A 13868-nucleotide genomic window follows, 5' to 3' on the forward strand; every position below is an offset into this window, starting at 1 on the left:
AAGCCGGGAAGTGACTCATCCAGCACACCACTCACACGAAATGAATGAAAGAGAATTGCTCGCCCTGTCTCGATCCGCTATTCGACGCCGCGCCGGCTGGCAGTGATTGCGCCGTGCGGCCTGTAGCCGCTCCCCGTCCGGGTATGGGTCTCGATCACGTCGAAACCCGCTGTGACCAGCACCTCGGCAAGTTCGGTCACCGGCCATCGATAACCAGTCGTCGCGGCGTGATCAAAAGGCTCTACCGTTGTGCCTTCGAAGAAGCCCACCAGCAACCCACCACCTGGGCGGATCACGCGCGCGAATTCAGCGAGCGGTGCCTCGATATCTTGCGGGTGATGGTGAATGAGCGAGTACCAGGACAGCACGCCGCCCAGTGAATTCGTTTTCGCGTCCAATGCCTCGAAGCCCCCGACCTCGAACGAGAGATCGGGGTATCGGGTGCGGGCTCGTTCGACGAACTCGGGCACTAGATCGATCCCGCTCACAGCCAGCCCGCTCTGGGCCAGGAAGTCTGTCCACTGCCCCGGCCCGCACCCGGCGTCGAGTACGGGGCCGGTCAAAGTGGCGGCCCAGCTGGTCACCAGGTCCCGATCAGATACGTGCGTCGAATCCATCGAGCCGAAGAGGTCCGTGTACTCCTGGGATCTGGCCGAATACGACTTTCGGACTACGTCGCGGCGCGTTGCACTCGCATTCTCCACGCCGTCAATAATTATCGATGTGCACCATTCCTTCGCCACAACTCGCCGAACCGAAGGTTCATACTCTGTTGAAGGCCTACGGTCACGACCGGAAACTGAGGTCATACGGTGGAAGAGAAAGAACTGGCGGCGAAGATCCGCGAACTACTCAATGCCCGATCGGCCGAGTCGAGCATCTGCCCCTCCGACGTGGCCCGCGCAGCAGCACCCGACAATTGGCGTCCGCTGATGGAACCCGTCCGAGAGGCTGCCCGCCACATGGTGGCCCACGGCGAAGTGCAGATCACCCAAGGCGGCGAAGTCGTCGACCCGGAATCCGTACGAGGTCCGATCAGGATTCGGTGGGCTCGTTGATCAACCGCGTGACTTCTGGCGGCACTGCTCTCGCAGCCTGAATCAGCGGAAACGGTCCAGATGCTCACGCAGGAACGCATCCAGGCTTCGTGGCTCACGCCCCAGGACACGTGCCACCGTGTCGGTGGGTGACTCCGGGCGCGAGACGGCAAGTTGCTGGATCTCCAGAATGTGCTCGGCCAGCCACGGAGGCATGTGGGCATGATCGACGAGGTTTTGCCGAAGTTCGTGCGGTGGCAGGTCGATATATTGGACGGGGCGATCGAGCATGCGGGTCAGAGAATCGGCGATGCCGCCGTAGCCGACTGCCTCGCTGCCCGTCAGGACGTAGGTACCGCCGGCGAGGTCGGCGCGTGTGAGCACGGCCGCGGCGACGTCACCGATGTCTCGGCAGTCGATCCAGTTGCACGGCGCGTCCCGCATCGCGCCCAGAATCACCCCTTGCGCAGCCACCGCCGGAGCCAGGAGCAACAGATTCTGCATGAACGCATAAGGGCGGAGCAGAGTGTGGCGGATCCCGGATGCACGCAGGTGTTCGCCGACGGCGTGGTGGCCGCGGGAGAGAGCGATGGGGGAGTCGGCCGCGGCGGCGGGGTCGGAGATCTTGACGATGTGTTCGACGCCGCTCTCGGCGGCTATGTCTATCACACGCGTTTCGAGCTCGACCTGTTCGAGGCCGTTGGCCATGGCGAGGAAAAGTTGTTCGGCCCCTTCGAAAGCCGTGCGCAGCGAAGTTGAGTCTGCGGCATCGGCCGGCACTACTTCGACCAAACCGTCGGCCAAGTCGCCGAGGTGGGCGCGCAGCCTGTCCGGGTCGCGGGACAGCGCTCGGCTCGGCACACCCGAGGATGCGAGACTGTGTAGCAACGCGCCGCCTGTGGTTCCGGACGCTCCCATGATGACGATCATCGTGTTCCTTTCGGTCTTCCCCAGGAAGCCGGGGATCTTTGACATGTGTTGTCGGTCAGGGATTCTGACGGCGCCATCGCCAGCTCACGATGACGGCAGCGACCGCGGCAGATATCGGCAGATCGAGTTGCAGACGAGCAAGCCAAGCGGCATCGACGATGCTCGTGTGTGCTGGTAGCCAACGGGAGGCGAACCACCCGACGAGACCAGCAATCACAGCGGCTCCGACGGCAAGAATTGCCGCCACCATGACGCGAGGCAGTGTCGTGGTCCACGGTCGTGACCCTGCGCGGCGCTGCAACCAGGAGCCGATCAGCAACGCCACCACTGCCGACGTGCCCGCAATGGACGTAAATGCCGCCATCGTGAGGCCCGATTGGCCGGATGCGACTCCGCCCGCACCCGCCATCAGCGCAGGGGCAAGGTAGGCGACCAGCACCTCTCTCCACAGGATGAAAGTTCGTGCGCCGCGACGATCGGCAACCGGGTCGAGTCGATTGGAATCGGTTATCTCCCTTTCGTTTTCGCGACGGATCGGTGGGGTGAGTCCGGACATGAAGGAGACCAACTTTCCGATTATAATTAGGTGACTAACTATTTGGGTATGAAAAGAGAAGTCTCTGTCGAGAATTGACGACGATTCGAATCGCTACGCGAATACTTGGAATCCCAGCCGACTACTCCGCAGTCAGCGCACCGATACCGCGAACGACCCGCGAGAGCAGATCCAGAAAGACCGCTCGCTCGTCGACAGTGAGCTCGTCGACCATTTCCTCGAGACGAGCAAAGTGCTCGGGCGCCATGTCACGTAACCGCTGAGCGCCACGAGCAGTCAGGACGACCACCGCACCACGCCCGTCCTCCTCGGACGGACGTCGAGCGACCAAACCCTCCTGCTCGAGCCCATCGACCAAGCCGGTGACCGTGGCCCGCGAGACGCCGAGATCAGCGGCCAGACGTGAGGGAGATTTCTCCCCGTCGTGGTCTTCCAGATCCGCAAGCAGTCGGTAACGGCCGGTCGACAGCCCATACCTCGCGAAGTGAACCTCAGTCGCTCGACCGAGTCGCGCGCCCGCCGAGATCAGCCGCACCGCAACCAGCACCGCCTGCGGATCGGACCCGAGGCCGTAGTGCTCCAACTGCCGCCGCGCCTGATCCAACGTGGGTGAGTCGTGATCGGTTCCGTCCACTGCCATGCAACTAATATGGCACCTAACTACATTCTGGTCAACCCTCCACCAGAGCTAGTGTCAACGCTGCCGAAGCCGTGCGCGAGTTGCAACAGGTCCAGATCGGCATGACTGCGAGCCAGAACCTGTATACCCATTGGCAGCCCGTCAGAATTGAAGCCTGCAGGCAGGCTGATCACTGGAAGGGTCGCAAAGCCGGGTGTCTCAACGTGATTCGATGGCCGTGACGATCCGGATCACAGCATGAACCCACGCATCTGCCGACGTCTCCAGCTCACCGAACGAAATCGCATCGGCTACGCACTCCAAGGCTCGCGCCGTTGAATCCATACCGACCATGACTACCCCTGCTGCACAACGACGAAGCGCAGAAATAGTAGGCTCAGCCGCATTTCTCAGCCCGCGGTGAGCGATGTCCGCGAGTACGGATAGAGCTCCCTCCAGCGCACTGTCGATGGCGTCCACACCGCCCGTCGTGACTGCGCGAGTCATCGTCGCACCGCCGAGGCCTTCTTCGAGATCGGGAACGATGACGCCGAGGTCGCATGCAATAGCGAATGGTGTCATCCACAACGCACCGGCTCGGACAGTCAGCCGACCGCTCACGGCCCTCGGCCGGGCCGACGTTGCCCGGACCATCGCGTCGATTGCACCGGGCGCATGCGCTCGATGTACGACGCTCACCTGCGCCAGGTTGCCACGCCCATCTCCGACCCGCATTGTCCACATCTGTTCTGCAGGAGCGTAATCGGTGCTGATTACAGAATCTATTCGCATCACACCGACGCCATCGGTAGTCAGCCGGGCTCGGGCAAACGGCGGCGGGCGCTCGATGAACCGGCGATGCATCTCGGCGTAATCGTCCACCACGTCAATCGATTTTTCCCACGCGTCGACGCCGAGAGGGAGAATGGAAGTCCGCCCGATCCCTTTACGCCCGAGGCGGATTCTGTGGTTGGCACGGCGAACCGCTGATTCTGTGAGCACTGTCGATGAAGCCAAAGCGGCGACCGTCGAACCGGAAATTCGGCGAGTCGAGATCGCATACCCGGAGAGTGCCTCGTCGGATTCACTCGACCAATCGTGACTCATGAGAAAGACTGCATCCGAATCTGGTTCGGCGAAGTAGATATCGGCGGTAGTCGAATCGCCAGTCGCCGTCACCCTCGCGCCGAGGCTGATCAGACGTGAACGACGCAGCGGAGTTTCACCGGGAGTCTCGGTCCCTAGTGCTGTCCCGGCAAGCGATGAATCGACCGATTCACCGAGTTCGACCCTCGCATGAATCTCGGCGATGATCATCGCCACTCGTGTGCGACTGTGCCCGGCATGCCGCATCGAATAGGCCTCGATCTGGTCGGTCAGTTCTATGCACGCATCGGCCAACCAGATTGCGGAACCTGCCTCAATGGTGCGGGTGTCTCTGACGGCAGTGGCGTGTTGCACCGCCGTTGTGGTGGACAGACCGTCCACGAGGATCGTCCGCGCCAAGGCCCTTGCCAGAGCACTTCGATCAGCATCTCGCACGACTGAACTCCGACCCACGTGCACATGGTCGGTTCCGGATTCGTCCGCCGCCCGAACCGCCCACACGGCAAGTGCTATCGCTTCTGCCGTCGTGTGCGCAGATGCCGAAGAATGGGCGTGACTCAGTTCATGTGGGACCAAGAACCGGACCGTGCAATGCGGGAGTTCGACTCGCACAACAGGATCTGTACCTCGAGCTCGATGCACTGTTGCCTGGTAGCCCTCCCGCCTGGTCCGATTCGCCCGTGCCAGTACCGCCGCTCCGAGAAATGCCTCCAGCGCCTCGTCATCGAATTCCCCTGGTGTCCAGTCTATGTGATCGAAGCTCGACCCGTGATTCGCCCGATAAACGAGAACGAGACCGACACGGTGCCGGCACACCGAGCTTGCGCCACACGTGCACGACGCTTCCGAGAATGGAACGCCGGCAGGAAGACTGGTTTCGACACCGTCGCCGTACCTGACGAGGATCCGTTCGCTCGTCACCAAGAGTTCAGGCGTTTCCTCGGCGAACATACGCGCGGCTCGCTTGACGAGCCCGCGATTGGCGACCAGCGCAAGCGCATCGTCGGTGAGCGCAGCCAGATCAGGCCGGGACGTCATCGAATACAACCGGCCACGAATTCGGCCAGCCCTCCGGGAGTCATCGCACCGACGTGCACACCCAGTCGCGTCAAGCGACGGGCAATTTCACGGTCGTAATCAGGGTCACCAGCATCGTCGAGCGCAGCAAGCGCCAGGACACGCACACCATTGTCCGTGAGACCGGCAACGCTCCGGACGAACCGATCCGGTGCACTTTCGTACAGATCGGAGATGATGACAACAATCGTTCGTTGCGGCGTATCCACAAGTTGCGCGGCATAATCGACGGCCTTTGCACCGTCATTCCCGCCTCCCAATTGGACGCTCATCAAGAGCTCGACCGGGTCGAGAACCTCGGACGTGAGATCGACGACATTGGTGTCGTATGCAATGAGGTGAGTCCTCAATCCGGGGACATTCCAGAAACATGCAGCGGTGATCGCCGAGTGGATGACAGAGTCGATCATCGATCCGGACTGGTCGACCAACAGAATCAACGTCCACGTATCCGTGTGCCGACGAGTTCGCGAAGTGAACAAAGGCTTTTCGATAGCAATCTTGCGTGTTTGCGGTGACCAATGCTGCAGATTGGCGCGAACCGTTGCCTCGAAGTCGAAATTGCGCGAATTACGAAACGCTGTTCTGTGTCGGCTACGTTTGCCGTGGAAGGTCCTGCGGACGTCCACCGAGAGCCTCTCGATCAACTCGCGTACGACATTGTCGACAGCCTTTTTTGCCATCGCCAGAACTCGGGGATCCATCAGGTGTTTGGTACGCAGCACTGCTCGAAGCAGAGTCACGCTGGGCTCGATACGCTGCAACGCTTCCAAATCTGTCACCACTTCGGTGATTTCGTATTTCTCCACGGCGTCGCGTTCGAGTCGATGAACTGTCTCGCGAGGAAAAAGACGGTGGATGTCGTCGAGCCAGTCCACGGCCGTCACCGTCGTTTCGCCGAGCCCATTGGGGCGATACCGCCCATCCTTGCGACTCGGCGGAACCGCACCCGGGGAACCGGGCGTATCTCCGCCACCCGGGTTGTCTCCAGTCGTTACGGAGTCGGTCCCCTGCAGTCGGGAAGTTCCAGCGCGAACGCCCTGCGCGCTGCGAGCCGGGTCACGGGCGTACAGCCACTCCAACGCGTCGTCGCGTTCAGCCGCATCGCCCGTTGGATCACCGAGTACTCCGGCCGACGCATCACCCAGAATCAGCCGCCATCGTTCGATGTTCATCGCATACCGATCTGGGCAAGCGCGTCGTCCACCCGGGCGTCGAGCTGCCTTCCGACATCCAGGGAGTTCACGACTGCAGCCTCTGGTGTCGACGTTGTCAGGCGGCGCGCGATGATGTCGCGTTCATGGGGAGGGAAGAATTCGAAGGACTGCCGTAGCGCGGGAAGTGCTGTCAGGAACTCGTGTTCGGACAGTCTGCTCACGATTTCATCGACGGCGGTCAACACTGTGTCGCTGGATTCCGCGTCCAGAAAACGCTCACGTGCTACTCCGAACAGTCCGCACAACCAATCACCGAGGTGTTCTGCAGGAATCGATCGAACGGCGTCGACTGCTGCATCGGGGGGAATTCGATCCCAGGACGTTCCCAGGGCCGATCCCCTGATGTCGACCGCGGCACCATTGTCACGTGCCAGAGCGGTCAGTTCGTCGGCCGGATCAGTCGAGAGGATCTCCGTCGCATACTCCATCGCATCGGATAACGCTGCGAGAGCTGATATCCGGGGGAGATCAGCGCCACCGGTCGTGGCCCGAACTCGGTGCGCCAACGCAACGACCTGCGAGGACGCCGAATCAATTATCGCCCCGAGCAGTGTGGACCCTCGGCTCCCGAAGAGTGAGTCGTGCCGCCACAGGTCCAGAGCGGCTCGAAGCAGCAGGCCTGTGCCCCCGAGATCTCCTACGCCCTTCAATGATTCGGATGCGATCGACTCGGTTCGGTCAGCCACCGAGTCGAGTCCACAAAGAACTGCATCGAACAGAATGTGTGCAAGACGCTCGACATCAGCCGCAGCCGAAGTCAGCGAAGATTCCAGGGTGGCCCCAGCTGCCTCTACCAGAGTATGGCCTTTGGCTGCAGCCTCGACCAGCGCCGGGAGGCGGTCTGCGGAGTCGACAATCATCCACCGTTCTGTCGACACCACTGCAGAACCACTGCCTGGACCTGCAGTTCGCTCGAATCCTGGCACTCCCAGCACACGCAACTGATGTAGTGCACGACTACGCTGACGACTACGCTCGTCGGCCAAGTCGAGTGCAACAGGGCCGGGCAAGAGGTCGAACTCCTCGAGGAGCATATCGACGTGACAAACCAATCCCGGTACCGGTGAATCAGGGTGCAGCGTGCCCCGCCGATCACCTCGCATCGTGCGCATACAGGCCGAGATGACGGGGTCGGGTTCGGGCCCCAGAGGTTCCCCTGCGAGTGTCCAAGGCAGCGGCGACGCCAACGCCTCACCCACCAATGTACTTGCTGCAGCATCTAATACATCTCGTCGCGTCGGCAGCGCGTGACCACGGATAGCGGCGAGTCCGAGGATCTGCGTACGGAATCCGATGAAATCCGTTGTCGAGACGCGTTGATTCCGGGATCGCAAATCACGGACGATCGCCGCGGCTGCAACCTCCCCGGCCGATGTCGTTTTCTGCCAGAGCTTCTCGTACCACCATGGGGATTCCAGGTCGAGACGACTGTAGGAATAGGGGACCAGGTAACTGCCGATGTCGACATCAGGGCCCGCGGTCGGAACGGCGGGCCAGAATCCGTCGGTCGGTCTACCGCGAGCCAGTTCGGACATGATCGCCGGCCGATGACGCCCGCCGCAGACGACAACGACCGCACCGCTTCCGGGGCGCTCTCGAGCGGCCCGTATCCACGATGCCATGTACTGTTCGCGCTCGGACACTGTGGCGTCACCTACCCGGATCGCATCGAAGTAGTCGTCGAGGACGGCAGTCAATTCCTCGACAGTGAGCGTATCGGCGCGCGACTCGACGACGTGATCCCACATCGCGTCGACCGTGTCCAGTCCCAGTCCGGCCGCCAATACTGTTGCAGCCACACTGTACTCGTCCGGCGGCCCGTCGAAAGCGGGGTGCCAGGCGGGAAGATCGATCAACCGAACCTCCGCCGACACCTTGGAGGCCGACCGAAGGGCGATCCATTCTGGAGACCAATCGGTGAAGGCAGCCCATGTCACGCGCGTGTGCGCTCCTCGTCGCACGTGGGAGTACAGCGCGATCGGCAACTTGTGATCGAGTCTCAGTTCATCGATTCGATCGGTGAAGTCTGCGGGTCCCTCGATCAAGACATGCGTCGGCTGCAGGCGTTCAATGGTCTCCGCCACGATCCGAGCACACGCAGGGCTGTGGTGCCGAATCCCGATCACCACGACGTCGCGACCAGCGTCCACCACAGCGACGCTCACGGTCCGGTCAGACGTGCGTGCGCCCGGCGTAGCTCTTGCCATGCCGCACTCGTCCGCTGCGACCCTACTTTCTCGACGTAGCGGCGCAACCGGGCAGCATCCTCACTGTTGTCTTTCGTCGCCGTACCGGCCAGGGACTCGGCGAGGTCGGTGACGGTACCGGCGTCTCCTCGCAAGAACCACCCACGAATACCGGTGGCATGCGCAAGGGACACCGCTTCAGCCGTGCTCATCACCGATGACAGTCGCTCGACCGGCGATCCGTTCGCGGTGAATCCTGTACGTAGGTCACGAAACAGCGTGACCAACAACTCGGACACTGCCGGATCTTGTTCTGCAGCTACACCGGAAGCACGCAGCAAGGCCGCCGATTCTGTTCGCACGAGTTCGACTTCGGTGTCGAAATCGGCGATCGGGTGCACGGTCTCGAAGTTGAAGCGCCGTTTGAGTGCGGCGCTCATCTCGTTGACGCCACGGTCGCGGGTGTTTGCGGTGGCGATCACATTGAAACCCTCACGGGCATAGACCATTGCGTCGTCTCCGGAAAGTTCCGGGACTGCCAGCACCCGTTCGGACAGCAACGACAACAGAGTGTCCTGCACTTCGAGCGGACACCGCGTGACCTCCTCGAACCGCACGACGCGTCCCTCGGCCATTCCACGCATCATCGGCGCTGGAACCATCGATCGAGTCGAGGGGCCTTCCGCGACGAGCAGTGCATAGTTCCACGAATACCGGATCTGATCCTCGGTCGTGGCGGCACCGCCCTGGATCGTGAGGGTCGAATCCCCGCTCACGGCAGCGGCGATGAGCTCTGACAGTAGCGATTTGGCAGTACCAGGTTCTCCGACCAGCATCAATCCACGTGTCGTCGCCAAGGTGACGAGTGAGCGTTCGACGAGCGATGCGTTGCCTACGTATTTCGGCGCTATTCCCAGCTCGACGTCGCCCATGACGAACGTCCGCGCCGACGTGAGGGTTAGACGCCACCCCGGTGGTCGCGGCCCAGTGTCTTCTTCGGCCAAACGCGCAAGTTCCTCGGCAAACCGCTCCTCAGCCGGTGGGCGCTGGACTCGTGAAGTCACGAGGCGAACCCTGCCAAGTCTGCGATGAGTTCGGAGACCGTCGCACGATCGACATCGTTCAAAGTCCCCCCACGGAGTTCCACCGAAACGAGCTTCTGATCGGGGTACCCGTTGTAAGGGTCTCCCGTCCCCATCCCGGGCTCCAACCCCAACAGAACAGACACGTCATCGCTGAGCTGGTACAGCAGGCCTTGTCCCCAGGAAGCTGGGTTCTCCCACACCGGTTCCCATCCTCTGTACGTCAACCGCAGTGCCTGACTGGGGCTGGCGGTTACTCCGGTGAATCGACTCAGTCCACTCCCGTCGACGTCATCGGGTAGCGGATCGTGGACAGCACGACCCAACTGTGGGAAAGGCTGCAAGATTTCGTAGTCGGCGAACACGTCGGACCACGCGCCCACCGTATCGGGTATGTGCGCGGGGTGTACTAGCCCGATACGGCCCTCAGGTAGCTCGACGGTCTGGTCGTCGATGTCGGCCAAGGTACTGTCCTCCGCGACCCGGAACACGACTGTAGGCAGACCGCTGTCATCGAACGATGCCCACAGCAGTCGCCGTGCAACGTGAATCAGCAGCGGATGGCCGAGCACGAAGTCGTCGAATTCTGTCCTAGTCCAGCGGCGCCCGGTAACCATCGAACGGTTCAGGCGTTTGATCTGCTCGGCAGCAACAGCTTTCGTTTCTCGCTTAAGCTCGGTGAATCGCTTCTTCGCACTCTCGGCGAGAACAACGTCGTCATTTCTGGTGGGTTTGGGCAGTCCTGACGTCTTCTTACCTCCTCCGTCGAGCACATAAGGCACGAGAGCCTCCGTGAAACCAACGGTGAACATCCGCGTCCCGTAGTCGAAGTTCATAGTGCCGTCCGGCGTCAGATCGAGATCAGGAACGATCCGGTCGGCCAGCTGTTCTCGATCGAGCCCGAGACTGTCGGCCAACTCTGCGACGCGTTGTGCCGCTCCGTTCTTCAACGACTTGAACTTCATTTTTCGGGAGATGTGATCGAGTTCTGTCAACGCGCGGGCTGACCCATGTGCAGCCAGTGCATCGAGACCGAGTTGTGCTCGTGCTGCACCATTCTCACCTGGCCACCGTCTGACGAGGGGTGCCAATCTTGCCACTGTCGAATCGTCGCCGAGCCAACCCAGCGCAAGAATCACCCAGTTGTCCTTCGACGGAGCGCCGGCACCCCACCATCGTTCGAATAGTTCCCACGCGGCCTCGGCGAGCGACGATCGGTCACAATACGCAGTTACTACATCGAGTCCGGCGTAAGGAGCGTCCGCGGTTCCGATTGCGCACATCGTCAGGATCGTCGACACCGCCGACGTCGGCAGTGCGGCCGATCGATTCTCGTTCAGAATCAGCGGAAGTGAAGAGACATCCACCCAAACCGGAGTTTTCGGTATCCGCTTGGGCAACATCTCGAGCGGGTCGAGATCGACAATGCCGGCGACTACCTGCCCGGCTTCGGGGCCGTACCGGTTCGCTCCGTCGACCACTGTCTCGCGTGAGGTTGTTCTGGCGAGCGCACGCAGGGCGGCGGCAGCATGATCACGTTGAGCACCTGCCGGACCCACTGCGTCTGGAACGAGTAGTGCCACTGCATCTTCAGCGTGTCGAACCAGCCACGCCATCGCAGGTTTGCGGAGATTCTTCCTGGTGGCGAACATCGTCGCATGCACGCGCGCGACATCGATATCGACATATGGCATCAAGTATGGCGCCGCGGCACCTGGATGAGCGCGCGTGAAGCGAAGCATCAGCGGCAGCGCATCGAGTTCGTAGCGAGCGACAACCCGAAGTGGATCCTTGAGCGAGGTTCCGGGCCAGTCCGTCAGGAACGGGCGCGCGATTTCGTCTGGGGCCAGTAGAAAAATCACCCAGGTGTTCCAGTCATGGGTGGAACGCGGTGATACATCCTGCACATACTGTTTGTAATTTTCCCACGTGGTGTAGGAGTAGTCGCTCGGAGTGTTCTTGATTTGTTCGAGTTCACCTGGAAGCCAGACTATTCGGCTGATTTCAGGAGCAACGAGATCACCGATCACCGCGACGTCGAGCGCTTTCTTTCTGTTCGACCACGGCGGCGCGACGAGAATGGGCGGAAGATCCGTGGCCTCGGGCGTCGGCGTCGACAATTCGGCGATCCTTCGCCGTGCAGGCTCGGGAAGTGTAGGCGACAGCTCGGCGGCGATGTCGGGATTCGCCCGCACGTGACGGTCCAACAGGTCGATATCCTTCTCTGCCAATATCTTCAATGCTCGACGTGGGTAATGTTGCATTGCGTGTAGGACCGCGGGCAACGCACTCTTCACGTGGCGACGTTCAACCAGAGCAGTGAACGCTTCGTCGGTGGGTATCGCCGAGAGCGCCCAGAGGATTCGGAGCAGTGTCGCCTCGTCCCTCATGTGTCCGTACTGGTTTGGTTTGTCGAACGCATCGACCAACAGTCCGGTAAGACCTGCACCTATGCCGTCAACTACTGCGGCAATCATCGCCTCGTCCTCGAGCCAACTGCGCATTGCGTGTGAGTCGGTCACCCGTTCGAGCTGCTGTACCGTGTTCGACGAAACCGTCAGCTGAGTGTTCCAGTGATACCACCGAGCGCGCATTCCCATGATGAGTTCTTCCGACCACCCTTCCTCGGTCGGAAAGATGAACGACGCCGTCAAACGGCGGGTGCTGTTGGTGCGCATCGACGACGCCACCTCTCGGGCTGCGGCGTAGTCCTCGTCAGAGGCTGTCGCCAACAGGCCGCGCATACGGTCGAGCATGTGCTCTCGGACCACTTGCGCATCAGGTTCGTCCGTCCGCCCGAGCTGCTCGCGCAGTACATACTCAGGCATCTTGTATCCCGCAGCTGGCGACTCACCGCCGATGTTCGCCACTACAATTACCGCGTCGGGTCCCAGCTCTGACACAGGCACCGAAACATGAACGAACCGCAGGTCGGCCCATTCCAAGAGTGCTTCGACCGCGAAGACCAACCCGTGCCGTGCCACCAACCCGTCCACGAGAACTGTCGATTGTTGCCGGTCATTATCTGCGTAGCGGCCGAGTATGCAGTACAAAGCAGCTGCACCGACAGCGGAGATCTCACCGGCTTGATACTTCCGGGCGGCGAGGGTGAGCTCGTCAGGATCAGGATCATTGACCAAATACGCCGAACTGAATTCGCGAAACTGGTCGTCGCAGTCGAATTGTCGATCGAGTTCGGCACCGGCTGCGGGATCGACAGGTGCCACGTCGGCGGCAAAACCGCCGCGCCGGGGGTACTTCATCGGCAACCATGACGCGGGCGGCACGGCAGTAGATTCGGTCGTGGTGTGGTTCACGCGTCTCCTCGAGATCCCGGCCCGGTCGGCGGGCGTAGCCAGAATGATAGCGATCCGAACGATCGGCTTGTTCGACATTCCCGAACGCGGCCCCCGACAGCGGTTGCGGTGACGTCCTCCTGCACATTGGCACAGGGCCGAATACGGGATCGACGCTACAAGCGACTGGTCGAGTATCTGCTGCTGCTGACAATCGAGCAGCCGACGGACCGGTGGACTGCCCACGTCGCACGCGGAAATAGCGGCGAGCAGCTTGGTTCCGAAGAATGCCGCAAGCTTCCTCCCTCCCGGCACTCGATTGCCTTGGGCGTTAACATCGACAGATGCTCACTCGCGTCGATCTGACGATGGATTGCACAGACCCCGACCGCTTGGCTACGTTTTGGAAGATAGCCGCTGGATACGTCGATGAGCCACCACCGCAGCCTTTTTCGACTCGCGAGGAGTGGCTTGCCACTTTCGACGACGAAGACGACGGGATGGGCGGAGCTTGGTTGCGCCACCCGCTCGGAGTGGCTCCTCGCCTCTGCCTTCTACAGGTTCCTGAATCCAAGGTGGCCAAGAACCGATTACATCTCGATCTCCGGGTATCCGGAGACGGAACCCCGACTCAGAAGTGGGCGACAATCCTTCGCGAGGTCGAACGGCTACTACGCGCGGGCGCATCAGAATTGGAAAGATTCGAGGGTCACCATGTGATCATGGCCGATCCCGAGGGCAACGAATTCTGCGTGGCGTGA

Annotated in this window: 11 protein-coding genes; 2 read left to right on the forward strand and 9 right to left on the reverse strand. The window is 61.4% G+C overall.

Features of this window, described 5'->3' with window-relative positions:
- Positions 1–77: 77 nt before the first annotated feature.
- Positions 78–704, reverse strand: a complete 627-nt coding sequence (locus RHP72_RS28235; protein ID WP_311094116.1) for a class I SAM-dependent methyltransferase — start codon at positions 702–704, stop codon at positions 78–80.
- A gap of 108 nt (positions 705–812) precedes the next feature.
- Between RHP72_RS28235 and RHP72_RS28240 the strand changes: the two genes are divergently transcribed.
- Entirely contained in the window at positions 813–1058 is a 246-nt protein-coding gene (locus RHP72_RS28240) for a DUF3253 domain-containing protein (protein WP_080712776.1), read from the forward strand.
- 42 nt (positions 1059–1100) lie between these two features.
- Here the strand turns inward: RHP72_RS28240 and RHP72_RS28245 are convergent, their stop codons facing one another.
- From RHP72_RS28245 to RHP72_RS28280, 8 genes are all read right to left on the reverse strand, one after another.
- Positions 1101–2012, reverse strand: a complete 912-nt coding sequence (locus RHP72_RS28245; RefSeq protein ID WP_257216725.1) for an NmrA family NAD(P)-binding protein — start codon at positions 2010–2012, stop codon at positions 1101–1103.
- 10 nt (positions 2013–2022) lie between these two features.
- A complete protein-coding gene (locus RHP72_RS28250) occupies positions 2023–2523 on the reverse strand; it encodes a hypothetical protein (protein ID WP_054825308.1) in 501 nt (166 codons plus the stop codon).
- Between the two features lie 121 nt (positions 2524–2644).
- Complete coding sequence (locus RHP72_RS28255) at positions 2645–3163, reverse strand: MarR family winged helix-turn-helix transcriptional regulator (protein ID WP_075834868.1); 519 nt, start codon at positions 3161–3163, stop codon at positions 2645–2647.
- 198 nt (positions 3164–3361) lie between these two features.
- Positions 3362–5287, reverse strand: a complete 1926-nt coding sequence (locus RHP72_RS28260; protein WP_311094117.1) for a hypothetical protein — start codon at positions 5285–5287, stop codon at positions 3362–3364.
- The gene (locus RHP72_RS28265) at positions 5284–6501 is read right to left on the reverse strand and encodes a VWA domain-containing protein (RefSeq protein ID WP_116057654.1); all 1218 of its coding nucleotides are present in this window, start codon (positions 6499–6501) and stop codon (positions 5284–5286) included. The genes RHP72_RS28260 and RHP72_RS28265 overlap by 4 nt, the downstream gene beginning before the upstream one ends.
- Positions 6498–8750: a DUF5682 family protein gene (locus tag RHP72_RS28270; protein WP_143542534.1), complete on the reverse strand. Its 2253-nt coding sequence runs from the start codon at positions 8748–8750 to the stop codon at positions 6498–6500. Before RHP72_RS28270 ends, RHP72_RS28265 begins: the two co-directional genes overlap by 4 nt.
- Positions 8705–9793: an AAA family ATPase gene (locus RHP72_RS28275; RefSeq protein ID WP_003943024.1), complete on the reverse strand. Its 1089-nt coding sequence runs from the start codon at positions 9791–9793 to the stop codon at positions 8705–8707. Before RHP72_RS28275 ends, RHP72_RS28270 begins: the two co-directional genes overlap by 46 nt.
- A complete protein-coding gene (locus RHP72_RS28280) occupies positions 9790–13128 on the reverse strand; it encodes a DUF4132 domain-containing protein (protein WP_193604686.1) in 3339 nt (1112 codons plus the stop codon). Before RHP72_RS28280 ends, RHP72_RS28275 begins: the two co-directional genes overlap by 4 nt.
- Before the next feature lie 323 nt (positions 13129–13451).
- Between RHP72_RS28280 and RHP72_RS28285 the strand changes: the two genes are divergently transcribed.
- On the forward strand, positions 13452–13868 hold the full coding sequence (locus RHP72_RS28285) for a VOC family protein (RefSeq protein ID WP_116057652.1): 417 nt from the start codon (positions 13452–13454) through the stop codon (positions 13866–13868).

It is taken from the genome of Rhodococcus sp. SG20037, from assembly GCF_031763325.1.
Classification (GTDB): domain Bacteria; phylum Actinomycetota; class Actinomycetes; order Mycobacteriales; family Mycobacteriaceae; genus Rhodococcus_F; species Rhodococcus_F qingshengii.

Bases quoted from the DNA above. Each gene is read 5' to 3' on its own strand.
- RHP72_RS28245 (WP_257216725.1), bottom strand. From the start codon at position 2,012: ATGTCAAAGATCCCCGGCTTCCTGGGGAAGACCGAAAGGAACACGATG.
- RHP72_RS28250 (WP_054825308.1), bottom strand. From the start codon at position 2,523: ATGTCCGGACTCACCCCACCGATCCGTCGCGAAAACGAAAGGGAGATA.
- RHP72_RS28255 (WP_075834868.1), bottom strand. From the start codon at position 3,163: ATGGCAGTGGACGGAACCGATCACGACTCACCCACGTTGGATCAGGCG.
- RHP72_RS28260 (WP_311094117.1), bottom strand. From the start codon at position 5,287: ATGACGTCCCGGCCTGATCTGGCTGCGCTCACCGACGATGCGCTTGCG.
- RHP72_RS28265 (WP_116057654.1), bottom strand. From the start codon at position 6,501: ATGAACATCGAACGATGGCGGCTGATTCTGGGTGATGCGTCGGCCGGA.
- RHP72_RS28270 (WP_143542534.1), bottom strand. From the start codon at position 8,750: ATGGCAAGAGCTACGCCGGGCGCACGCACGTCTGACCGGACCGTGAGC.
- RHP72_RS28285 (WP_116057652.1), top strand. From the start codon at position 13,452: ATGCTCACTCGCGTCGATCTGACGATGGATTGCACAGACCCCGACCGC.